The following is a 21,933-nucleotide window of genomic DNA, read 5'->3' on the forward strand; positions in this document are numbered from 1 at the left end:
GATAACGGTCAATCTACCTTCTTCTTTTTCGTTAACATTGCTAGGGCTACACCAAAAGTGACCGTAACCAAACCGATAAAACCCTGTGGGATATGTCCATACAACAACATGAAAATACCGGCACTACTCAGCGCTACACCTGATCCAATCAAAATTTCTCTCATACAGAACTCCCTTAAATAAATTATTTGATAAATAATTCTCATCATGAATCAAATGTATTCGATAAATAGGAGCAACATCAATCGACGTATTTTTAATCTTTAGTAACGAGTAAGTGAAAAATGTATAACGACCTGTAGATTATTTAGGATAGCGTATGTATTTTCGCTGCCCTTCAATTATTGGTTTATTTTCTTCTATCATTTTATTGTAATTCAAGGTTATCATGGTTTCAAAATCGTCATCTATGATAAGGTTCAGATTGTCCATGCTCTTACGCATTTCCCCAGGATTACCACTAATTCCTTGAACGAACTTTTTAGATTGTCGATCAAGTTTCCTCCATTGTTTCGTTGTCTTTAAAAAAGAAGAGAAAGCATGTATTTCATCATTGTTATCAAGTAAAATTTTTAAATTTAAGTATTGATAAAGTGTCAATAAATTTGCTGCTTCCTGTGTTTTAATAATGTCTTTCATAAAGATTTCCCGACGTATTAATATATCGCTCTCATAATATTGCTTATATTCAGTTACTAACGAAAATATTTTTTGCTGATTTTTCCAAAGCTCTGAAAATGCTTCTTTTCCAGTCAATACAGACAAATTAGCGTCATCAACAGGTATACTGAGCGGTTGTGTAAAATAGTTTGAATTAATTTTTAAAAAAACTGTTCCGATATCAAATATATTATTATTTAAGTCGGCAAAAATCGCCAAGTGTCTTTGAGCCTCTAATGCCTCGTCTAGCTTTTCATCACCGATTGTCAAATATGCTGTTGCCACAGGAGCATTATTCTTAGTAAATCCAGCCATATAATAAGGTGTTCCATTTACCATCCAATACACCGGATTGACAAACCCTTCCTCTGTCCATTTCTTATACTTTTTTACTTTTTTCATGAGCAGTCGAGTAACTGAATCATCCATTTCTATATCGCCTCCTTTAAACATTATTACCAAATAATAGCACTATCTAAACTATGGGTATGTAAATTCCGTGTTTAAGAAATGAGATAGCATTTCTAAAGATGTGTTGTAATGAAAAATCCCTTTATAAAGATAAGCAGATTCATTGAACTGCTTATCTTTATAAGGGAGATATCAAAAGAATTATATTGTTTTATACTTTTTATGTCCGTTCCAGCACCGTCGCGAGCATCCGGTGCACGACTTCGTGGTCGCGGACATCATGCAGCTGATAATCCTTGCCGGGTAATGTGTAAACGTCGGTTGAGCCGACGTAGGAGATGGCGAGTTCGAGTTTGCCATCTTCTTGGCAGGTCGTCCGTAATTCCAGTTCGCCGCTGATGACGCCGACTTCATTCGTCATCACGCCATGCGTGGCGGTGAAAGTAGAGGTTTTCGTTTCCATCGAATCGACTCCTTCTTAGTAAGTACACGTGTTCAGCATCGTTTGCAGTGCTGTTTTTTCAGAGGATTGGAGACTTAAGCCCCAACGGCTTTTCGTGTTGATCCACATCTTCGAGTACGCACAGCTTGCGCCGGCACGGGTTGGTTTCCATGTTGACGGATCCTGGTCACCTTTTGAACGGTTCGAACTTGCGGAGACTGCAATCAATTGCGGACCGTTGAGGTCGTTTGCGAACGCCTGACGTGTCGTTGTCGTCCAACTGCTTGCACCTGACCGCCATGCTTCCGCGAGCGGCACGACATGATCGATGTCGAGATCGGACGGATTCGTGAATGTCAGTCCATCATAATAACTGTACCATGAGCCGGACGTGACCGGACAGTTGCCGACATAAGAATCCGCATCACGTTTCAAGACGACTTGTCGGGTATCACAGCCGCTTCCTTGGCTGCTCCAATGCGGGAAGAGATCACGGGAGTAACCGATCATCGTGCTTTCGGTCTTGACTGTCAACGCGTTGAGCTCGGATTGCGCCGTCGCTTTTGACGGAATACCGGACGGAAGGGCGGAAACGGGTGAGAGGTCGAACTGAAATGCAGTGAGGAACAAAACAAACGATACGGCGAGTAACTTGAGTTTCTGGAACATGAACTGCCTCCTCTTATGTATGGTCGTGAAAGAAATCTCTCACATCTCCCAGTATCCCATTGAACATTTTGGATAGGGTTAAAATAATGTAAATATTATAAAAGTTGAATACTTTTTATTAAAAATATTTTTTTGGAATTAGGTCCAAAGTAATAGAGAAAGGAATTACTTAAAAAAATAAAATCAATATTAGACAAAAAACAAAGTGAATGATTTAAAATTGCTGGGACTTTCAACATAAAAAAATTCAACTCTTGTATAGTAAAGGGGTACCTCTGTTCGATTCGGACATGAGTTGAGAAGTTATCAGGAATTCAAACGCCAAGGAGCTGAGACCGTACCATGAACAAACAAGACATCAGTGATATCCGTCGCCATTTTAAGGTCGACTCGGAACTACTTAAAATCAACGAAATTTATAACGTATATATCCGCAAGGAAACGAGTGAAATATTCTACGAAGAAAGCCGACCGTTCGCTTTTCTCGAACTCGAGCAACAGGAGCTGTTCCTCGCGAACTTCAAGAAAGTCCTGACCGGGAAACTCGACATCAAGCTGTTTGAGGTCAAGTTCCAGCAACCGGAAGAAGGGGCGACCGGACATACGCAGCAACTGCTGTATGAAGGATTGTACACGGAAGAGACGGAAGACTGGACGGAACAGATGCAACAGATTGCATTGAAGATGGTCCAGGACGTCCAGTACGACAACGATATTGTTGTCACCTTCATCCGCGGACAGTATTACAAGACAACGAAACGGCAGGCGGACGAGACGGAAGTCGATAAGAACGATGAAGTCTATACGACACCGTTCATTCTCAGCAGTCTCAATCAGACGGAACTGCCGAAACAGTCGCTTGTCTTTGACTATGTCGATCTCGAGTTCAAGTCGAACCTGCTGATCAATCCGGTCATCAAACTGGCTTCACCAATCGGCGGCTTTTTATTCCCGTGTTTTACGGACAACGCGGCGGACGTCAACCGTGTCCTCTATACGGCAAGCAAACCAAACAAACCGGACCTTCTGTTTATCGAAAACGTCTTGAACGGTGACCAGATCGTGACGGCGGAAGAAGACAAAGCCGTGTTTGAAGAGATCGTCAAACTCGTCATCGGCGAATCAGTTGATTCGAAAACACTGGCGGGTGTCTACGAGGAAGTGAATCATCTGCTCGTCGTAGAAGACGAGAAGGAAGATGAGGCGGAAGACATTCCGATGCTTAACGTCAAAGAAGTGGAACGGGTCTTAAAAGCAAGCGGCATCGAAGACATCAGCACGGAACAGGTCGAACAGGCCTTCAAGACGGTCATCGATGATACGGCATATGAGATGAAGGCGAGTAACATCGTCCCGAACTACGAAGCAAAATCGATCAAAATCAATACAAAAGTCGCGAACATCTCCGTCAGTCCACAAGACTTGAAGTACATCAAACAAGTCAATTACAACGGGAAACAGTGTCTCTTGATCGAAGTTGAGGAAGACACGATCATCGACGGTTTCAAGCTTGTCTCGGAAGAAAATATTTTAAGTTAATTAAAAAAGGCACTCGTTTCGCGTCATTCCGACAAGGAAAGTACACGAAAGACGGGTGCCTTTTTTTGAATCATCCAGAATGATTGATTAATCGGATGAAGATGCGTATGATTGATTTTGTAAGCGGTATCTTTTTGAGAAAAAAAGATATCGAACATTTTTTTTAATTATTTACGAAAGCGGTTTCGATACTTATTTTGACAAATGAGATATCTCTGATAAGCAGGAATATGATTCGGTTGAAGGAGGAAGATTCATGGCGCAGGACTACAATAAACTGGTTGATCTTTTAGCGACGGACATGACGAGTGAGCTGCAAGACGGTGTTCAAGTCGTCATCAAACCGGTGCCCGACCGAAAAGAACGTGGGGTACTTGATCCGCGTGTCTTAGCAGTCACGCTCAAGCAGCAACAAGAGCACCTAGCTGAATCTGTCCCGTTTTCACTGGAAGCAGCGCGGGCCGGGATGGGCTGGGTCAATACAGATTTAACGACGACGGTGATCACGACAGAAGAAGTGTTGATTCCAAGCGTCGCGCAACCGATTCTGGCGCGGGTCTATCGTCCCCAGTCGACGGAACTGCTACCGGCGGTTGTCTATTTTCACGGCGGCGGCTTTTTTGGTGGAACGCTTGAACCGGTCGAACATCCGTGTCGGCTTTTAGCGGAGCGGGCGAACGTCGTCGTCATTTCCGTCGATTATCGCTTAGCACCGGAACACCCATTTCCAGCCGGTCTGAACGATTGTTTCACTGCCGTCACATGGGTTTACGAACAGGCGGAAGAGCTCGGAATCAACCGCACACAACTGGCTGTCGCCGGGGACAGTGCCGGTGGAAACTTAGCGACCGTCTGTGCCCTGCTTGACCGCGAACAGCAGACACGGATGATCCAGTATCAAGTCCTGCTCTACCCGGTCGTCAATCTCGCCGCTTTGCCGACAGATGATTTCGAGTGGCGTCTTGATGACTATGAAATGAACGAGAATCGGGAACTCCTCGAAGGCATCGTCACAGCTCTTGCAGACACGGATGGCTTGTTGAACCGCCTATACCTGCAAGGGACGACGGACGTCCAGGATCCGCATGTGTCCCCGCTCTTCAGCGACAAGCTGGCAGGACTACCGGAAGCATTGATCATCACGGCGGAATATGATTATCTCCGTCTCGAAGGCGAAGCGTATGGACGGAAACTCGCACGTGCCGGCGTTAAAACAAAACGGATTCAATATAACGGCATGGATCATGCTTTTATCGAAAAACTCGGACAGTATCCGCAAGCGGAAGACTGCATCACGGAAATCGCGAACGGTCTGAAAGGCCGGTTTGCTGTAATGAAATCTGATACAAAAACCATAGGGAGATGAGCAGATGACGACATATACATTAGATTGGAACGCTTATACGGCACTGGCCCGGCAGACGGTCGCAGAAGGTGCGGTCCTTCTGAAAAATGACAAACAGACGTTGCCGCTCTTAGCGGGGACGACGATTTCGGTCTTCGGACGCAATCAGTTTAATTATTATAAAAGCGGAACGGGATCGGGTGGGATGGTCAACGTGTCGCACGTGACAAGTCCGCTGGAAGCCCTGCAGCAACACCCGGACCTGACGGTGAACCAATCATTGCTCGACGTCTACGAGGCATGGCTCAAGGACCATCCGTTTGATAAAGGCGAAGGCTGGGCGGCGGAACCATGGTCGCAGGAAGAAATGTCCGTCACGGATGAAGTCGTCACTCAGGCAGCGGGGCAGTCGGATGTCGCCATCGTCATGATCGGTCGGACGGCGGGTGAAGACCGTGACAATACGGCAGACCCGGGCAGTTACCTGCTGACGGACGTCGAATTGACATTGATCGAAAAAGTCTCGCAGACGTTCCCGAAGACGGTTGTCTTGTTAAACGTCGGCAATGTCATCGACATGCAGTGGGCACTTGATTTTAACCCGAGTGCGATTTTGTATGGATGGCAAGGCGGAATGGAAGGCGGCAATGCACTAGTCGATCTCTTGACAGGTGCGGTCACACCATCCGGGAAACTGCCGGATACGATTGTCCGTTCCCTCGACGCGTACCCGTCAACACCGTATTTCGGCCATGAGGACCGGGCGATTTACAAGGAAGACATCTATGTCGGATACCGTTACTTCGAGACGTTTGCGAAGGACGACGTCCTCTATCCGTTCGGATTTGGCTTATCTTATACGACGTTTGATGTCGTAACAAATACGGTCGATATGACGGAGCAACAGGTGACGTTAACGGTTGCCGTCACGAATACAGGGACGCGCAGCGGGAAAGAAGTCGTGCAGGTGTACCTTGAGAAACCACAGGGACAACTCGGCAATCCGGTCCGCGGACTCGTGACCTTTGCGAAAACGCAGCAGCTCGAACCGGGTCAACAGGAGACCTTGACGTTGACCGTTCCACTGACGGAATATGCAAGTTACGATGATGCTGGTGTGACCGGCCATAAATCATCTTACGTCATCGAAGCAGGGGCCTATCACCTGTACGTCGGCACGGACGTCCGGACAGCGGCGCACGTGGCGACGCAAACGATCGATACGTTACGTGTCACCGAGACGTTAAGCGAGAACATGTCACCGGTCACGGCATTCGACCGGTTAAAGCCGCAACAGACAGAGACCGGGTATGACGTCACGTACGAAGCAACACCGCTACGGAAGATGGATCCGGAAGCCCGTCGCTTAGCCGAGCGACCTGCTGATCGAACGTACTCGGACGATCAAGGACTGACACTGAAAGATGTCTACGAAGGCAACACATCACTCGACGTTTTCCTCGATCAGTTAACGGATGAGGATCTCGCGGCGATCGTCCGCGGTGAGGGGATGAACTCACCGCGTGTCACTCCGGGCACGGCGGCTGCTTTTGGCGGTGTCACCGATCGGTTGACGGCCTTCGGTATTCCGGCAGCCTGCTGTGCCGACGGCCCGTCCGGCATCCGGATGGATATCGGAACAAAAGCCTTTTCGTTACCGAACGGGACGCTTGTCGCCTCGACGTTCAACGTGGATCTCGTAGCGGACCTGTTTGAAATGACAGGACTCGAGCTCCGGAAAAACGGCATTGATACATTGCTTGGACCAGGGATGAACATTCACCGTCATCCGCTCAACGGCCGGAACTTCGAATACTTCTCGGAAGATCCGCACCTGACAGGAATGATGGCCGTCGCCCAGCTCGACGGCATGCACCGGGTCGGTGTGACCGGAACGCTTAAACACTTAAGTGCCAACAATCAGGAATTCCATCGCCATGATCTCGATTCGATTGTCTCGGAACGGGCTTTGCGTGAGATTTATCTCAAAGGATTTGAGCATGCCGTCAAACGGGGACAGGCCTATGCCATCATGACGACATACGGTGCCGTCAACGGACTGTGGACCGCTGGATTGTATGATCAGAACACGCGGATTCTCCGTGATGAGTGGGGCTTTGACGGTGTCGTCATGACCGACTGGTGGGCGAAGATTAATACGGAAGAAACGGAAGCCAATCGTCAACAGACGGCGACGATGGTCCGTTCGCAAAACGATCTCTACATGGTCGTCGGGGAACCGGGTGCGAATCCGTTTGAGGATGATACGTTGTCGTCGCTTGCAGACGGTACGTTGACACGGGCGGAATTGTTACGGAGTGCGGCGAACATTTGTCAGTTCATCTTGCGGTCACCGGTCATGGAACGGACGCTCGGTCAAGAATCGACAGTCGACGTCACCGGATTACCGGAAGAAACAGATGAGCTCAACGAACAGGCGGTGACGCATCAGCAACTTCAGAGCGGCGTCCCGATCGTATTTGATGAACTCGATACGTCGACTGGAAGCAGTCATGTCTTTGCCGTCACGGCAGAAGAAACGGGAATGTATCACGTCACGTTCGAGGCCCGGTCATATGCCGGTGAACTGGCGCAGATGCCGGTGACGTTGTTTGCGAACAATATGCCAGTCGCAACGTTTACATTCAACGGGACAAACGGCGAATGGGTGACGCAGACGAAAGACGTCTTCGTCTTTAATCCGCACAACTACTTCAAGCTGTACTTTGCACTTGGCGGGCTTGAGCTCAAAAACATTACGTTCACGTTAACAGAGTCATTCCATATGAAAAACGGGTAAGTGTGTCACAATATCTAAAAAACAGGGACGACAAAAAGAGAGAAGCGATGCCTAAGCTGCTTCTCTCTTTTTGTGCTTCTATTTTTTTCTTAAATCGAAAACGAATTAACAGCGTGAATGCCTTCTTGTTCGACGAACTCGTCAAGGAGTGCGCGAACGTCATCCGTTGAATTCGTGTCCATCAAACGGGCACGCAATTCGCTGGCGCCGCGGAAACCACGGACATAAATCTTGAAGAACCGACGCAGCGGCTTGAAGAGACGGGGTTCGAATTCAGATGAATACTGATCGTGTAAGTCGAGTTGCAGACGTAACAGATCAAGTAATTCTTCACTCGAATGGTCTTTCTTTTCGACTTCGAACGCAAACGGATTATGGAAAATCCCGCGTCCGATCATCACACCATCAACACCGTACTGCTCGACGAGTTCAAGACCGTGTTGCCGGTCGTTGATATCTCCGTTGATTGTCAAGAGTGTCTGCGGCGCGATTTCATCCCGGAGTTTCTTGATTTCCGGAATCAGTTCGAAGTGCGCCGGGACGGCACTCATCTCTTTGCGCGTGCGTAAGTGAATCGAAAGGTTGGCGATGTCTTGCTCGAGGATGTGGCGTAACCAGTCGTGCCACTCCTCGACTTTCGAGTAACCGAGACGTGTCTTGACGCTGACCGGCAGACCGCCGGCTTTTGCTGCTTGAATCAGTTCAGCGGCGACATCGGGACGGTTGATCAGCCCCGATCCTTTTCCGTTGACGGCGACGTTCTGAACCGGGCAGCCCATGTTGATGTCGATACCCTTAAAGCCCATTTCCGCCATCCCGATACTCATCTCACGGAAATATTCCGGTTTGTCGCCCCAGATATGGGCGACCATCGGCTGTTCATCTTCCGTGAACTCAAGGCGTCCGCGGACACTCTGTTTGCCTTTCGGGTGACAATAACTTTCGGTGTTCGTGAACTCAGTAAAGAAGACATCCGGTCGTGCCGCTTTCGCGACGACGTGACGGAAGACGACGTCCGTGACATCTTCCATTGGTGCAAGTACAAAAAATGGTCGTGGCAGGTCCTGCCAAAAGTTGTTTTTCATCGTATATAAAACCCTTTCCTTAAGGTAATTCGTTTTGCTCAATTAAAATTTCATCAACTATACACTTTAAGCGTAATAAAGAAAAAGTGCAAGTGGATGGTTTAGGAAAGGGGGGGTGTCGGATAATGAATCAAGGCGGTGGCGGGTGTGACTTGTCCGTTTGATTGTTTATAGATGATATGTGCTGCCGATAACTCGGTCGGAGAGGTTAGTCCGGCAGCGGCGGTCAAGTTATACAAACCTTCCCGCAACGAGATGATGTAGTTCGTCACCCGAAAACTTTTTTCATCGACGATCAACGCTTGCTGGAGTTTCGGATCGGTCGTCGCGACCCCGACCGGACAGTGGTTCGTATGACAGACCTGTGCTTGAATGCAGCCGACGTTAAACATCAATCCGCGGGCGATGTTGACGAAATCAGCGCCGAGCCCTAAGGCGACGGCAATCTTATCGGCACTGATGAGTTTTCCGGAAGCAAACAGTTTGATCCGGTCACGGATGCCGTGAGCGACGAGTAACTGATGCAGGTACGGCAAGGCCGACTTGAGTGGTAAACCGGCTGCATCCGCGAGTTCTTGGAACGACGCCCCCGTCCCGCCTTCGCCCCCATCCACGGTAATGAAATCAGGATGTTTTCCGGACTCCGCCATGTAGGCGACAAGTTCGTGAAGATCATGAAGGTTACCGACGACGAGTTTGATCCCGACTGGTTTGCCGCCTGTTTCGCGCAACAGTTCAACAAAGGCGAGCATCTCTTCTGCTGTCTTGAATTCGTTGAATCGGTTCGGACTATCGATACTGACGCCGACTTTGACGTTCCGGACCGCCGCGATTTCAGCCGACACCTTTTCTCCTTCGAGGTGTCCACCGCGTGTTTTTGCACCTTGGGCGAGTTTCAACTCAAACGCTTTGATTTGTGTCAGCTCACTTTTCTTTTTGAATTCCTCGAGCGAAAAGGTCCCGTCTTCCGTCCGGACACCAAAAAGTCCGGGACCAATCTGGAAGATGATGTCGACGTCCCCTTTTAGATGATAGTCGGATAATCCGCCTTCCCCGGTATTCATCCAGGTCCCACGTGCGCGTCCGAGACCGATTGATAGAGCTGTGATCGCCCGGTCCCCGAGGGCGCCAAAGCTCATCGCGGATTGACCAATCAATCCAAACACTTGAAACGGTTGACGACAGGTATGTTCACCGATAATCGGAGCATCACGTGCCGGGAGTAAAAAAGGAGCGATTTGTTTTTCGACCAGATGTTCTTTTCGTGTCAACAGATTATCTTGATCGAGCTGATACAAATGCGTCGAGACCGTATACTGATTGTCGACCCGCAATTCCTGCCGATTGGTCGGGAAAAGCGCATTTTGGAGATAAAAACCCGCTTGTTCAAAATCCCGTTCGGAACCAAACCCCATCGTCCGCGTATTATATTTACCGGATAATACCGCTGTTTTGTAATCATTCCGGGAAAACGGTTTGTCTTCATTGTTGTTGAGGAACAAATATTGCCGGAGTTCTGGACCAATCTTTTCGAGAATATAACGGATTTTCCCGAGAACCGGGAAGTTCCGTAAGATGGAATGTTCTTGTTGTCTGTGATCGATGTTCCAGAGATACAGACCAAGTGAAAGCGGGACGAAGAGGATGAGCGAAATCAATGTCAGGATGATCGTCAGAATGATTGTATCGGTCGACATAGGAGTGCCTCCTTCAAAGGACAGAGCGGCGGAGTGATGAGGATGGGAAGGGATGGAAGGGCATATCTGTCGGATAGGATACGTTGAACTACCCCCACCTACGCCTTGCTTAGAGGTGGGGGATTCCTGAGTTATTCGACCTGACGGTCGAAACCTGATCAGGCTAGCCCCGTCGTCCCGACGGTTGAAGAAGCCAAGATGCGTTTAGCTTCTCGTTTAAGATTCAGTCCTGCGTTCACATCACGGTCGTGGTGGATCCCGCAATTCGGACATGTCCATTCACGCAAGCCAAGATGTTTCACGTCTTTGTGTTGATGTCCGCAACTGGAGCACAGTTGGCTGGAAGCAAAGGTCTTCCCGACCTTCACGACGTTCTTCCCGCACCAGTCCGCCTTATATTCGAGCATGCGGAAGAACTCCGACCAACTGACCTCGGAGATGGACTTGCTCAACTTGCGGTTCTTCTGCATGTTCTTCACCTGCAAGGTCTCGATTCCGATGACGTCGTGGTTTTTGACGATCTCGGTGGATACCTTGTGAAGGAAGTCGGTTCGCTTGTTGTCAATCTTTTCGTGGATGCGGGCGACCTTTCGCTTCTGCTTCTGGTAGTTCTTCGACTCGGAAAGTTTCACTTTCTTGTCCAAGGCCATGCGCTGACGACGAGAGAGCTTGCGTTGCTCGCGCGCCAGCTTTTTCTCGAGCGAACGGAAGTAGCGGTCGTTCTTGTATACCGTACCGTCCGACAGGATGGCAAAGTTCTTCAACCCGACGTCTACGCCGACGGATGAACCGGTCTTCGGCAGTTCGTGGATTTCCTGCTCGACGAGCAGGGAGACGAAGTATTTTCCTGAAGCGTTACGCCGGATGGTCGCGTTCAAGATGCGTCCTGCGACCTGCCTCGAGTTGGCGAAACGGATCCACTTCAACTTCGGGAGTTTTAACTTGCTGCCGACAATCGAGACTTCGAGAAGTTGGTTCTTCTTCTCGATATTGGTCTTGTAGGATTGGACGGGATTGCGCTTCGATTTGAATCGAGGCCGTTCGTTCTGCTTCTTGAAGAAGCGGTCATACGCATCGGTCAGGTGTTTGACACTCGATTGAAGCGAATGGCTATCGACTTCTTTCAGCCAGTCGAACTCTTGCTTCAGCATCGTGATTTCTTTCGAACAAGAACCGTAAGACAGTCCTTTGCCTGTCGCTTTATACGTCTCATCCCACTTCGCTAAAAAGTGGTTGAAGACGAAGCGCGAACAACCAATGGTCTTCGCGATCAGGATTTCCTGCTCTTTTGTCGGGTAGATTCTGAATTTGTAGGCCTTATGCTTCAACATGATTTTCACCTCCTTGAAAGGTATTATACCCGAAAGGGAGGGGGGCGATTCACCTCCCACTTTCACTTCGTTTAGAAGTGGGAGTACTCTCGCCTAATTTTGATAGAGAGGACTGTTGTATCTCGATACCACTTGTATATGGAATGCAAACCTAACTACCGGGGGTGCCGGAAGAGAATCGGGCAGGCTGATTGGACAGACGAAAGGATGAAGTCGGATGCATACACTGTACATGAAACAGAAAGCACTGAGTTTACGAGGCCGTTTTTCGATTAAGGATGAACAAGAACAGGATCAGTATCTCGTCGAAGGCAGCTTCATGAAAATTCCGAAGTCGTTTTCGATTACGACGACGGATGGGGAAGAAGTGGCGACGATCACGAAAAAGACGTTCAGCCTCCGACCGAAGTTTTTTGTTGAGGTCGATGGACAAACGATGACGATCGAAAAGGAATTTTCGTTGTTCAAAGCCCGTTATACGATTGACGCAGCTGGAATCGAGATTGACGGAAACTGGTGGGACATGGATTTCCAGGTCAAGCGGCAAGGGGAAGTCGTCGGACAGGTTGAGAAAAAGTGGTTGTCGTTTGGCGACAGCTACGAAATTCAGGTGATTGATGCCGCGATGGAGACGATTCTGATTGCGCTCGTCGTTGCGATTGATTGTGTGAAGGCAGACGATGCGGCAAACGCGTCGTCTTAACAGAATAGGAGAGACGGATGAAGCAACTTTTGATGAAACAGACGTTTGAGTTAAACAGGAGATTCACGATTCAAGATGAAGCCGGACAGATTACGTATGAAGTGACGGGACAAGTATTTCAAATGCAGAAAAACTGGCAACTCCTTCATAAAAAAACAAAGGTCGGTCGTGTAACGAAACAAACATTCAGTATGTTGCCGCATGTCCTCGTGGAAGTCGACGGACGTGTCATCGCGACGATCCAAAAAACAGGTGCTTTTATCTTTTCAGATTACCGGATTGACAGCCGTGAACTAAAAATCGACATCAATTGGTCGACGATGGCATTTAGCGTCATGTACCAGGGAAACAAAATCGGGCAAGGCAAAAGACGGTGGGTCCGCTTCGGAAAACAGTACGAACTGACGGTATTCGATGACGCAGCAGAAGTACTGTTTTTAAGTGTCGTGCTCGGACTGGACCGGGCGAAAGCGGATAAGACGGTCTCCACGCTCTTTTCTGACAATTGGACAGGGAGGAAGAAGTGAATGGAGCAATGGGATATCTATACAGCCGACCGTCAAAAGACCGGACGGACATGGCCGCGTGGGAAAGAGTTGCAGGACGGGGACTACCATCTCGTCGTTCATGTCTGTCTCTTCAACCAACAGGGACAGATGTTGATTCAACAACGCCAACCGTTTAAGTCAGGCTGGCCGAATATGTGGGACCTTAGCGTCGGTGGCAGTGCGACGACGGGAGATACGAGTCAAACGGCAGCAGAGCGTGAATTGTTTGAGGAACTGGGACTATCCCTGTCATTCGCAGGACGGCGTCCGCATATGACGATTCCGTTTGAAGTGGGGTTTGACGACTATTACTTAATCGAAACGGACGTTGATCTGACGACACTGACGTTGCAGGAAGAAGAAGTCCAAGCCGTCAAGTGGGCGACGGAAGACGAGATCATTGCCGGCATCAAGGAAGGTACGTTCATTTCATACCATGAACCGTTGATCCGGTTACTGTTCATCTTACGGCATCAATACGGTGCCCATCGAAAATAAACAATCCCCAGGTCGCGAACGACTCTGGGGATTGTTGCGAATCAGGCTGTTTTTTTCGAAGCCGGAACCGCCTGTTTTGGTTTGGTTTCCGGTAAGAAGACACTGAAGAGCAGATACGTCGAACAGCAAAGGAAAAAGACGACCATCGAAGCCGTGTATCCCATTTGTCCGAGCGTATAACTCCAAAGAATCGTAAAAAGTGTCTGCGTCGCATAGGCAATCGCCCAGAACAGACCGAATAAGACGGTGATTTTTTGCGGTGTCATGCCCTTCATCTCGTGGGCCAGATTCATGAAAATCGGATACTGGATGTACATCGCAAACCCGGAAACGAAGGCAAAGACATACGAAACGAGTGGCGAAATGTTGCCGAACGCGACCGTAACGATGAAACTGCCGATCATCACGAATCCGCTGATCAGAAGAATCGGTTTTCGCGGTGTACCACGGCTTCCGATTTTCAGACCGACAAACGTCCCGATGATGCCGGCACCGGAGACGAGCAGATTGACGAGTGATCCGTTTAACTCCGTATACGTATCAAACACCGGTTTGAGTCCGACGAGCGACAGGATATAGAGCGTTAAGAAACCACCAAACGCTAGAGCATACTTCCAGAGGAACCGATCTTTGATCGCATCCCCGTAGCCGTAGGCCGTGACGACTTCGTTTTGATCACTTGCCGTGTTCAAATCAAATTCTTCACTGAAGATCAACCAGGCAAGGAACAGGACGGCTGTCAAAGCAGCAAAAATCGTCAACGTCAGTTGCCAGTTGTTCGTGAACTGTGTCGCAAAAAACGTAAACAGTAACGAAACGACGAACGCTCCGACATTATAGGAGACGGTATTCAGCGCATTGATCCGCAGTTTTTCCGTCGGATCACTGATGTAGCGGGTGACGACCGGATTCATGTAGACGATGACCATCGAACCACCAAGGCCCATGACCATCCGTGCTGCTGTGTAGGCCCAGTAGTTCGGCAGATAGATGGCAACGATCGACATCATCAAGAACAACAAGGCGAGCATCGGTGCTTTTTTCGGTCCAAGCTTCATCAGGATGAGTGCTGCTAAGATATTCGCAAAAACGCGTGCTGTCGTGATTGAATAGTTGACGAGTTGTGAGATCAATGGATCGACGGTCCGGTCTCCGAAGAAATGAGCCGTAATCTGTGGTGTTAATGAGGATCCAGCGACCCAGTTCATGGCGAACGTCGCATACGCGAACCAGAGAACGGCCATCATCAAGTAACCTTTACGTGCATGATTGGATTGTGTAGACATAAGATACCCCTTCTTTTCCTAAGCCGAATCTCCGCGTACACGGGGATTCGAATTACTTCATCTTGTTATCAATTCGTTAAATGTAGCGGAGTTCGAAGGGGAAGTAAAATAGATAATTCTTATGTTTTCCATAAGTTAAAAGAATAGGTTAAAAGTATTCGTATGCGTTTGTCGAATACATGAAAAATACCTTTCACCTTTTTACTGTTCTGTTCAGCCGAAGTTCAACCGTTCGTAAATCAGAGTCTCAGACGTCTGGACGAGACGATACACTTCGGGATTGCGTAGCCGATTCCAGTCCTCGTAACTAAAGGTCGAATCGATTGATTTCAATAATAAGGCCATCGCATTTCCGTGCGTGACAAGTACAGTATGACGGGCGGGATAGAGCAACGCTTCTTCGAGTACAGACGACATTCGTTCCATCGTCTCACGACTTGATTCACCACCGGGAAACCGGAGATCTAGGTCGACGAATGTTTGCTGTAAGGCAGTGCGCCAATCGCTTAAAGGCGAGATGCTGAGAATCCGTTCTTGAAGCTGATCCTCGATTTCAACCGGACAATCATGAAGAGTGGCGAGAGGTAAAATCGTTTCCCGTGCCCGGCGAAACGGACTGGATACAATCCGGTCGACCGGGATGGTCTTGAAAAAGTCGGCGAGTGCGTCTGCCTGGTTTTGACCTTGTTTCGTCAAAGGAGCATCGGGAGCTTGCCCGGTTGCTTCACAATGGCGGACGATATAGTATGTTTTCACGATCAGTTCCTCCTCCTGCTGTAGTCTTGTAGGAGACTTCTGGAAATGGAAGGGAAAGTCCTGTTTCACGTTATGAAAGAAGAAATGAAAGAATTACATAAAACGGTTGACAAACGATCACAAGATTACTAGTATTAGAAACAATTCAGGTGATTATGTCACCTCAGCAACCGAATAAAAAAAGAAAGCTATGATTGTCATGGGTCACACTATGGCAGGAGCAGCTTCTGGAGAGACCGTGTATACGGCGCCGAAGGGTTCACAATCTCAGGCAAAAGGACAGAAGAGTACTGAATTTTGGTTTTTTGTATTGGCATCGCTGATACGGAAAATGATTATTTGCTATTCTGATGATTTTTTTGAGATTGGACACCCGTCCAGTCTCTTTTTTTGTTGGACTGACAGAACAGTCTGACCGAGGGAAACAGAGAGATCATCAAAGGAGGAGTTTTGGTTTGGAACAGCAAGGATTAAAACGGGATTTATCGAATCGTCATGTCCAATTGATTGCGATTGGTGGAACGATCGGAACAGGGTTGTTTTTAGGATCGGGGAAAGCGATTCAACTGGCCGGTCCGTCGATTGTATTTGCCTACCTGCTTGTCGGGATTGCGATTTTCTTCGTCATGCGGGCACTGGGCGAATTGTTATTGTCAAAAGCCGGTTATCAGTCACTGACGGATATCGCGGAAGATTATCTCGGTCCGCGGGCCGCGTTCGTGACCGGCTGGACATATTGGTTCTGTTGGATCATGACGGCGATGGCAGATGTCATCGCGGTCGGTGTCTACGTGAAATATTGGTTTGATATCCCGCAGTGGATTCCGGCCGTCATCGCCTTGTTGATTTTACTCGGTTTTAACCTTTTGACGGTCAAACTGTTCGGGGAACTCGAGTTTTGGTTCGCGTTGATCAAGGTCATCACGATTTTAGCCTTGATCGGCGTCGGGATCGTCTTGCTCGTGATTGGCTTTAACACCGACGCCGGACCGGTCACGGTCAAGAATCTGTGGCAGCACGGCGGGATGTTCCCGAACGGCATCACCGGGTTCCTGTTATCGTTCCAGATGGTCGTCTTCGCTTATGTCGGAGTCGAGCTCGTTGGTGTCTCGGCAGCAGAAACGGCCGATCCGAAAAAGAATATTCCATCAGCCATCAATAAAATTCCGTTACGGATTCTATTTTTCTACGTCGGTGCCTTGCTCATTCTCTTGATGATCAACCCGTGGACAGGACTGAACGCAACGGAAAGTCCGTTCGTCAAGACGTTTAGTCTGATCGGGATTCCGCTTGCTGCCGGAATCATCAACTTCGTTGTCCTGACGTCGGCCGCTTCCGCTTGTAACAGCGGAATGTTCTCAACGAGCCGAATTTTGTATAATCTCGGGAATCAAAAGCAAGCACCCAAATCTTTTTCGAAGCTGAATAAAAACCACGTGCCGGCAAATGCCTTGTTCATCTCGACATTGGTCGTCTCGGGTGGTGCGTTATTAAGTAAATTAATTCCAGGACAAGCGTTCAGCATCGTCACGACGATCAGTGCGATCTGTTTCATCTGGGTCTGGGGTGTCATTCTCGTCTGTCACTTGAAATACAAGAAGACACAGCCGGAACTGCATGCGGCGTCGACATTCAAAGCACCGTGGACACCATTCGTCAACTACCTCGTGCTTGCGCTGTTTACGCTGATTCTAGTCGTCATGCTCGTCGCGGATGAAACACGTCCGGCCTTGCTCCTGACACCGGTCTGGTTCATCGGATTGTTCGTCTTGTACCAGCTGCGGACAAAAAAACATCAAAAAGCAGAACGGCATAGTGCGTGATTGGTGAAGAATACAGAACAGAGTCTGACGAAAAAGAAATCCTTTTTCTTCACTCGCGTTCCTGAGATGAAATACAGAGACCCGATTTCCTGTCGAAGAAGACAGGGAATCGGGTCTTATTTGTCGAGCTGTCTTAGTGACAGACTCAGCGGTGAAATTCTCCGTCCGCCAACTGCTGTTTCAATACGGTCGCTTTTTTACGAATCGCCTGCTGACCCGCTTGATTCCGTTTCGCCCATTGCCGGTACATCATCGTCATCCGTGGGTTGCCGGCAAAACGTTCCTCATGCCGGGCGATGAAGTCCCAGTACAGGGCATTGAACGGACAGGCATTTTCACCGAGTGCATCCTTCTGATTAAAGGGGCAATTCCCGCAGTAGTCACTCATCTTGTGGATGTAGTTTGCCGATGCGATATACGGTTTCGTCGACAGGAGACCACCATCCGCGTGCAACGCCATCCCGAGGACATTCGGGAGAACGACCCAATCGTAGGCATCGATGTACATCTCGTTGAACCAGTCCGCTGTCTGTTGCGGGGAAATCTCAAACAGATTGGCAAAGTTTCCAAGCACCATCAGCCGCTGGATGTGATGGTTGTGCGCATTTTCGATGACGGGACGTAACGACTCTGCGACACACGTCATCGTTGTCTGACCATCCCAGAAGAAATCAGGTAAATCACGGTTATGTTGCAGGACATTGACCTGTTCGTAACCCGGCATCTGACTCAAATAGACGGCCCGCATGTATTCGCGCCAACCGAGAATCTGCCGGATGAATCCTTCGACAGCATTGAGCGGTGCGTCCTGGTCTTCCAGTGCGGCGGCGACAGTTTGAATGACTTCGTCCGGTGACAGCAAGCCGATATTAATCGATGAAGAGAGCAGGGAGTGCGATAACGTATCCTCTCCCGTCAGCATGGCATCCTGATAGGTCCCGAACGTCGCAAGCCGTTCGTCGATGAAACGGGCGAGCGCCCGCTGTGCCTCTGCTCGCGTGACCGGCCAATGAAACGCATCGAGCTGACCCGGATGGTCGGCAAACGACGTCTCGACTTTTTGGATGACGTCACGCGTGATCTGATCCGGGCGGAACCGGATCGGTGCTTTAAAATCAACGCCGTCCTTCGCCGGTTTTCGGTTATCGGCGTCAAACGACCACTTTCCGCCGAGCGGTTTGTTTCCGTTCATCAACAGTCGGCGGTCCTTTCGAAGCTGCCGGTAAAAGCGGTCCATCTTCCACGGTTGATCTCCGAGCATCGACACCGCTTCGTCTTGCGTCAATAAAAAGAGCGGAACATCGGAACAGACATCGACGGTGATCGTTTTCGGGAGAGTATCCTGAAATTTTTGCATGACACGGCGCATCGGTTCTTCTGTGATGGCTGTATACAGGAGATGCGTCGGTTGGTACGTCTTCTGGTGCTGCTTCCACGCATCGTCAAACGAGTCTGCTTCCCGGTAATCGACCGTGAATCCTTTGTCCCGAAGTTCTTCTGCGAAATGACGCATCGCTGAAAAAATCAGTACGAGTTTTTGTTTATGATACGCTTTCCAGGTGGAGCGCGACGTCGCCTCCACCATCAGGATAATATCTTCTTTCGGATCCGCTTCCGTCAGAAGCGGTAAGCTGTGACTGAGTTGATTGCCGAAAATCCAACGCGTTGCCATGCACGTTCCTCCTTTTTCTTCTATATGAGTATATAGCCCGTTTATCCGAAAGTATGTCTTCGGATGTGTCGCCTTATATCAGGAAGTGGATTTTTTTTAAGTGGAGACACCCAATATTTTAATTTATGAATGACCTGTGATAGGGTTATACTGGAAAGGTAAGTTGTCGTCATACGAGCGCTTTCAACTGGTATGACAGGTCCATAATATCAAACGGGGATAGGAAGGATATCATGAGCAGTATGCCTAAACAAACAGATGTTATTTTGATTGGTGCCGGAGTCATGAGCGCAACACTAGGGGTCTTATTAAAAGAGCTTGCGCCAGACATGAACATTAAAGTATTCGAGAAATTAGCGAGTGCTGGGGAAGAAAGTTCAAATGAATGGAACAACGCGGGGACAGGTCACGCAGCACTCTGCGAACTGAACTATACGACGGAAAATGCTGACGGAACGATTGATATCAGCAAGGCGGTCAAGGTCAACGAACAGTTCCAACTGTCACGCCAATTTTGGTCGCACCTCGTCAAAGAACAAGTCTTGCCGAATCCGAAAGAATTCATCATGCCGATTCCACATATGAGTATGGTCGAAGGAGCGGAAAACGTCACATTCCTGAAAAAACGATTGGAAGCGCTCTCAGCTAATCCGTTGTTCAAAGGAATGGAATTTTCGGAAGATCCGGAGCAACTGAAACAATGGATTCCGTTAATCATGGAAGGCCGGACGTCACCGGAGCCGATCGCAGCAACTAAAATCGATTCGGGTACAGACGTCAATTTCGGAGCACTGACACGGATTTTGTTTGATCACTTAAAACAACTCGATGTCGAGATCAATTATGGTCACGGTGTCGAAGACTTGAAACGAGTCGACGGTGGTTGGGAAATCAAAGTCAAAAACGAACGCGACAACCGGATCGAACACCATACAGCGAAGTTCGTCTTTATCGGCGGCGGCGGCGGAAGCTTGCCGTTACTTCAAAAAACAGGGATTCCGGAGTCGAAACAGATTGGCGGATTCCCGGTCAGCGGCTTGTTCCTCGTCTGTAAAAATCCAGAAATCGCCGAACGTCACCATGCGAAAGTCTACGGGAAAGCCAAAGTCGGTGCGCCGCCGATGTCTGTCCCGCATTTAGACACACGTTACATCGACGGTCAGAAGTCACTCTTGTTCGGACCGTTCGCTGGTTTCTCACCGAAGTTCCTTAAAACCGGATCGAATCTTGACTTGATCACATCCGTCAAACCAAACAATGTCTTGACGATGCTGGCGGCAGGCGCAAAAGAGATGGGACTGACGAAGTATTTGATCGAGCAGGTCTTACTGTCGACAGAGCAACGGATGAACGAACTGCGTGAGTTCATTCCGAACGCGAAGACCGAAGACTGGGATGTTGTCGTTGCCGGTCAACGGGTCCAAGTCATCAAGGATACACCGCAAGGCAAGGGGACTCTCCAGTTCGGAACGGAAGTCGTCAGTGCGGCAGACGGTTCAGTCGCAGCGTTGCTTGGCGCTTCACCAGGTGCGTCAACAGCCGTACCGGTCATGCTGGAAGTGCTCGGAAAGTGTTTCCCGGATCAAATGCCTGAGTGGGAATCGAAAATCAAAGAAATGATTCCGTCGTACGGGACGTCACTCGTCGCGAATCCAGAGCTCTTTGATCAAATCCATGCCGAAACCACGAAAACGCTCGAATTGACGGAAGCCCAACCGATTCGTTAAGAGTATTTATTGGCAACAAAAAAGCCCCGTCCTCTTGAAGAGGACGGGGTTGCTTGTGTAAAATCAGCCGCGTTGACGGAAGAAACGTGTTTTCTTCAAGGCAATTCCAACTGGAATCGCGACGAGAATACCGACGACGTTTTGCGTGATGTTTCCCGGGATTGAAGCAAGTGGAGCCGCCCAACTGCTGAAGGCAATTCCTTCATGAACAAAGTAGACGAGCAACATCACCGGTACGGAAGCGATCATCCCGATCAAATTGAATGCGACATTCGTTCCTTTTCGACCACCGGACCAAGCGATGTAACCAACGATCAACCCTTGAAGTCCACGAGCGATAATGGTACCAGGTGCCCAAATGGTATAGCCTAGCAGAATGTCAAATAACCCCATTCCAACGGCGCCGGCAATAAGTGCTGTACGTGGACCGAATAAAATCGCAATCAGGAACAACATGGCTGTTCCCATGTGGATCAGTCCACCATTCGCTGCGATGGGCAATTTGATATTGATGAACATTGTTGCGACAAGAACAAGTGCAATCGACATCGAAGTGATGACGAGTTGCCGGGTACGAGTGCTTGAATACGGTGCTGCTTTTTGCATGTGCCTGACCTTCTTTATGATAGATTTTGAATACTCTCAATCTATCAGATAACTGGTCTAGCTAAAAGTGTCAATTTCGAACAATTTATAGAGGTCAGTTTAAATCTGAATCTTTCATAATGAAAGCGTAGACCTAAAAGATGATTTTCCGTGACTTCTACGGGAAAAAGCGCGTTTACGCGCTGTCAGAGGCAGGCGAGACCCGGCTTTAAGACCTGTTGGTCGTAAAAAGCCGCGGCTTGCGCCTCCATAGATGTCAACTTAAGAAAATGACTAACTTCTTTTGAAAGATGGTATGGAATACTAACCCTACGAGAGGAGTTTTTTATATGCCA

General features: G+C 48.7%; 19 protein-coding genes and 1 riboswitch. Of the genes, 8 read left to right on the forward strand and 11 right to left on the reverse strand.

Going from position 1 to position 21,933, the window contains the following annotated elements:
• Nucleotides 1–8 precede the first annotated feature (8 nt).
• The 4 genes from KNQ13_RS08095 to KNQ13_RS08110 form a co-directional block, all read right to left on the reverse strand.
• On the reverse strand, nucleotides 9–164 hold the full coding sequence (locus tag KNQ13_RS08095; protein WP_160166517.1) for a hypothetical protein: 156 nt from the start codon (nucleotides 162–164) through the stop codon (nucleotides 9–11).
• Nucleotides 165–303: 139 nt separating this feature from the next.
• Nucleotides 304–1,089: a hypothetical protein gene (locus tag KNQ13_RS08100; RefSeq protein ID WP_209548314.1), complete on the reverse strand. Its 786-nt coding sequence runs from the start codon at nucleotides 1,087–1,089 to the stop codon at nucleotides 304–306.
• Nucleotides 1,090–1,291: 202 nt separating this feature from the next.
• Complete coding sequence (locus tag KNQ13_RS08105) at nucleotides 1,292–1,534, reverse strand: hypothetical protein (protein ID WP_014971721.1); 243 nt, start codon at nucleotides 1,532–1,534, stop codon at nucleotides 1,292–1,294.
• A 15-nt stretch (nucleotides 1,535–1,549) separates the two neighbouring features.
• Complete coding sequence (locus KNQ13_RS08110; RefSeq protein WP_014971720.1) at nucleotides 1,550–2,182, reverse strand: HNH endonuclease family protein; 633 nt, start codon at nucleotides 2,180–2,182, stop codon at nucleotides 1,550–1,552.
• A 342-nt stretch (nucleotides 2,183–2,524) separates the two neighbouring features.
• Here KNQ13_RS08110 and KNQ13_RS08115 point away from each other — a divergent pair, with 342 nt between their 5' ends.
• The 3 genes from KNQ13_RS08115 (at nucleotide 2,525) to KNQ13_RS08125 (ending at nucleotide 7,866) form a co-directional block, all read left to right on the forward strand.
• Nucleotides 2,525–3,721 carry a DUF4317 domain-containing protein gene (locus KNQ13_RS08115; RefSeq protein ID WP_026830482.1) on the forward strand — a complete coding sequence of 399 codons (1,197 nt, stop codon included), beginning with the start codon at nucleotides 2,525–2,527 and terminating at the stop codon, nucleotides 3,719–3,721.
• 256 nt (nucleotides 3,722–3,977) lie between these two features.
• Nucleotides 3,978–5,087: an alpha/beta hydrolase gene (locus KNQ13_RS08120; protein ID WP_026830481.1), complete on the forward strand. Its 1,110-nt coding sequence runs from the start codon at nucleotides 3,978–3,980 to the stop codon at nucleotides 5,085–5,087.
• A gap of 4 nt (nucleotides 5,088–5,091) precedes the next feature.
• Nucleotides 5,092–7,866 (forward strand): glycoside hydrolase family 3 protein, encoded by a 2,775-nt coding sequence (locus tag KNQ13_RS08125; RefSeq protein ID WP_026830480.1) that lies wholly within the window; start codon nucleotides 5,092–5,094, stop codon nucleotides 7,864–7,866.
• An 89-nt stretch (nucleotides 7,867–7,955) separates the two neighbouring features.
• Here KNQ13_RS08125 and KNQ13_RS08130 read toward each other — a convergent pair whose 3' ends face one another.
• From KNQ13_RS08130 to tnpB, 3 genes are all read right to left on the reverse strand, one after another.
• Nucleotides 7,956–8,951: a tRNA dihydrouridine synthase gene (locus tag KNQ13_RS08130; protein WP_026830479.1), complete on the reverse strand. Its 996-nt coding sequence runs from the start codon at nucleotides 8,949–8,951 to the stop codon at nucleotides 7,956–7,958.
• Between the two features lie 101 nt (nucleotides 8,952–9,052).
• A complete protein-coding gene (locus tag KNQ13_RS08135) occupies nucleotides 9,053–10,648 on the reverse strand; it encodes an FMN-binding glutamate synthase family protein (protein ID WP_051590472.1) in 1,596 nt (531 codons plus the stop codon).
• Nucleotides 10,649–10,806: 158 nt separating this feature from the next.
• Nucleotides 10,807–11,979 (reverse strand): IS200/IS605 family element RNA-guided endonuclease TnpB, encoded by a 1,173-nt coding sequence (gene tnpB / locus KNQ13_RS08140; RefSeq protein WP_214773212.1) that lies wholly within the window; start codon nucleotides 11,977–11,979, stop codon nucleotides 10,807–10,809.
• A 217-nt stretch (nucleotides 11,980–12,196) separates the two neighbouring features.
• Between tnpB and KNQ13_RS08145 the strand changes: the two genes are divergently transcribed.
• The 3 genes from KNQ13_RS08145 to KNQ13_RS08155 are packed head-to-tail and all read left to right on the forward strand — an operon-like array spanning nucleotide 12,197 to nucleotide 13,728.
• The gene (locus KNQ13_RS08145) at nucleotides 12,197–12,682 is read left to right on the forward strand and encodes an LURP-one-related/scramblase family protein (protein ID WP_026830477.1); all 486 of its coding nucleotides are present in this window, start codon (nucleotides 12,197–12,199) and stop codon (nucleotides 12,680–12,682) included.
• A gap of 17 nt (nucleotides 12,683–12,699) precedes the next feature.
• Complete coding sequence (locus KNQ13_RS08150; protein ID WP_026830476.1) at nucleotides 12,700–13,209, forward strand: LURP-one-related/scramblase family protein; 510 nt, start codon at nucleotides 12,700–12,702, stop codon at nucleotides 13,207–13,209.
• The gene (locus KNQ13_RS08155) at nucleotides 13,210–13,728 is read left to right on the forward strand and encodes an NUDIX hydrolase (RefSeq protein ID WP_014971712.1); all 519 of its coding nucleotides are present in this window, start codon (nucleotides 13,210–13,212) and stop codon (nucleotides 13,726–13,728) included.
• Between the two features lie 41 nt (nucleotides 13,729–13,769).
• On the opposite strand, the gene KNQ13_RS08160 is transcribed toward KNQ13_RS08155, so the two are convergent.
• A complete protein-coding gene (locus tag KNQ13_RS08160; RefSeq protein WP_026830475.1) occupies nucleotides 13,770–15,014 on the reverse strand; it encodes an MFS transporter in 1,245 nt (414 codons plus the stop codon).
• Between the two features lie 213 nt (nucleotides 15,015–15,227).
• A complete protein-coding gene (locus KNQ13_RS08165) occupies nucleotides 15,228–15,770 on the reverse strand; it encodes a histidine phosphatase family protein (RefSeq protein ID WP_026830474.1) in 543 nt (180 codons plus the stop codon).
• 217 nt (nucleotides 15,771–15,987) lie between these two features.
• Nucleotides 15,988–16,063, forward strand: a riboswitch (glycine riboswitch).
• 162 nt (nucleotides 16,064–16,225) lie between these two features.
• Here KNQ13_RS08165 and KNQ13_RS08170 point away from each other — a divergent pair.
• Nucleotides 16,226–17,593 (forward strand): amino acid permease, encoded by a 1,368-nt coding sequence (locus KNQ13_RS08170; RefSeq protein ID WP_014971709.1) that lies wholly within the window; start codon nucleotides 16,226–16,228, stop codon nucleotides 17,591–17,593.
• A 145-nt stretch (nucleotides 17,594–17,738) separates the two neighbouring features.
• Here KNQ13_RS08170 and KNQ13_RS08175 read toward each other — a convergent pair whose 3' ends face one another.
• Nucleotides 17,739–19,265: a cryptochrome/photolyase family protein gene (locus KNQ13_RS08175; protein WP_026830473.1), complete on the reverse strand. Its 1,527-nt coding sequence runs from the start codon at nucleotides 19,263–19,265 to the stop codon at nucleotides 17,739–17,741.
• A gap of 233 nt (nucleotides 19,266–19,498) precedes the next feature.
• On the opposite strand from KNQ13_RS08175, the gene KNQ13_RS08180 reads away from it, so the two are divergent.
• Nucleotides 19,499–20,992 (forward strand): malate:quinone oxidoreductase, encoded by a 1,494-nt coding sequence (locus KNQ13_RS08180; protein ID WP_026830472.1) that lies wholly within the window; start codon nucleotides 19,499–19,501, stop codon nucleotides 20,990–20,992.
• A 63-nt stretch (nucleotides 20,993–21,055) separates the two neighbouring features.
• Here the strand turns inward: KNQ13_RS08180 and KNQ13_RS08185 are convergent, their stop codons facing one another.
• Nucleotides 21,056–21,598: an ECF transporter S component gene (locus tag KNQ13_RS08185; RefSeq protein WP_026830471.1), complete on the reverse strand. Its 543-nt coding sequence runs from the start codon at nucleotides 21,596–21,598 to the stop codon at nucleotides 21,056–21,058.
• Nucleotides 21,599–21,933 lie beyond the last annotated feature (335 nt).

Origin of the sequence: Exiguobacterium sp. s128, assembly GCF_018618815.1 — a bacterium.
Taxonomy (GTDB): domain Bacteria; phylum Bacillota; class Bacilli; order Exiguobacteriales; family Exiguobacteriaceae; genus Exiguobacterium_A; species Exiguobacterium_A antarcticum.

Excerpts from the sequence above, each read along its gene's own strand:
- KNQ13_RS08155 (WP_014971712.1), top strand. The coding sequence starts at position 13,210 with ATGGAGCAATGGGATATCTATACAGCCGACCGTCAAAAGACCGGACGG.
- KNQ13_RS08175 (WP_026830473.1), bottom strand. The coding sequence starts at position 19,265 with ATGGCAACGCGTTGGATTTTCGGCAATCAACTCAGTCACAGCTTACCG.
- tnpB (WP_214773212.1), bottom strand. The coding sequence starts at position 11,979 with ATGTTGAAGCATAAGGCCTACAAATTCAGAATCTACCCGACAAAAGAG.
- KNQ13_RS08120 (WP_026830481.1), top strand. The coding sequence starts at position 3,978 with ATGGCGCAGGACTACAATAAACTGGTTGATCTTTTAGCGACGGACATG.
- KNQ13_RS08100 (WP_209548314.1), bottom strand. The coding sequence starts at position 1,089 with ATGGATGATTCAGTTACTCGACTGCTCATGAAAAAAGTAAAAAAGTAT.
- KNQ13_RS08135 (WP_051590472.1), bottom strand. The coding sequence starts at position 10,648 with ATGTCGACCGATACAATCATTCTGACGATCATCCTGACATTGATTTCG.
- KNQ13_RS08130 (WP_026830479.1), bottom strand. The coding sequence starts at position 8,951 with ATGAAAAACAACTTTTGGCAGGACCTGCCACGACCATTTTTTGTACTT.
- KNQ13_RS08160 (WP_026830475.1), bottom strand. The coding sequence starts at position 15,014 with ATGTCTACACAATCCAATCATGCACGTAAAGGTTACTTGATGATGGCC.
- KNQ13_RS08115 (WP_026830482.1), top strand. The coding sequence starts at position 2,525 with ATGAACAAACAAGACATCAGTGATATCCGTCGCCATTTTAAGGTCGAC.
- KNQ13_RS08105 (WP_014971721.1), bottom strand. The coding sequence starts at position 1,534 with ATGGAAACGAAAACCTCTACTTTCACCGCCACGCATGGCGTGATGACG.
- KNQ13_RS08095 (WP_160166517.1), bottom strand. The coding sequence starts at position 164 with ATGAGAGAAATTTTGATTGGATCAGGTGTAGCGCTGAGTAGTGCCGGT.
- KNQ13_RS08180 (WP_026830472.1), top strand. The coding sequence starts at position 19,499 with ATGAGCAGTATGCCTAAACAAACAGATGTTATTTTGATTGGTGCCGGA.
- KNQ13_RS08125 (WP_026830480.1), top strand. The coding sequence starts at position 5,092 with ATGACGACATATACATTAGATTGGAACGCTTATACGGCACTGGCCCGG.
- KNQ13_RS08150 (WP_026830476.1), top strand. The coding sequence starts at position 12,700 with ATGAAGCAACTTTTGATGAAACAGACGTTTGAGTTAAACAGGAGATTC.
- KNQ13_RS08185 (WP_026830471.1), bottom strand. The coding sequence starts at position 21,598 with ATGCAAAAAGCAGCACCGTATTCAAGCACTCGTACCCGGCAACTCGTC.
- KNQ13_RS08145 (WP_026830477.1), top strand. The coding sequence starts at position 12,197 with ATGCATACACTGTACATGAAACAGAAAGCACTGAGTTTACGAGGCCGT.
- KNQ13_RS08110 (WP_014971720.1), bottom strand. The coding sequence starts at position 2,182 with ATGTTCCAGAAACTCAAGTTACTCGCCGTATCGTTTGTTTTGTTCCTC.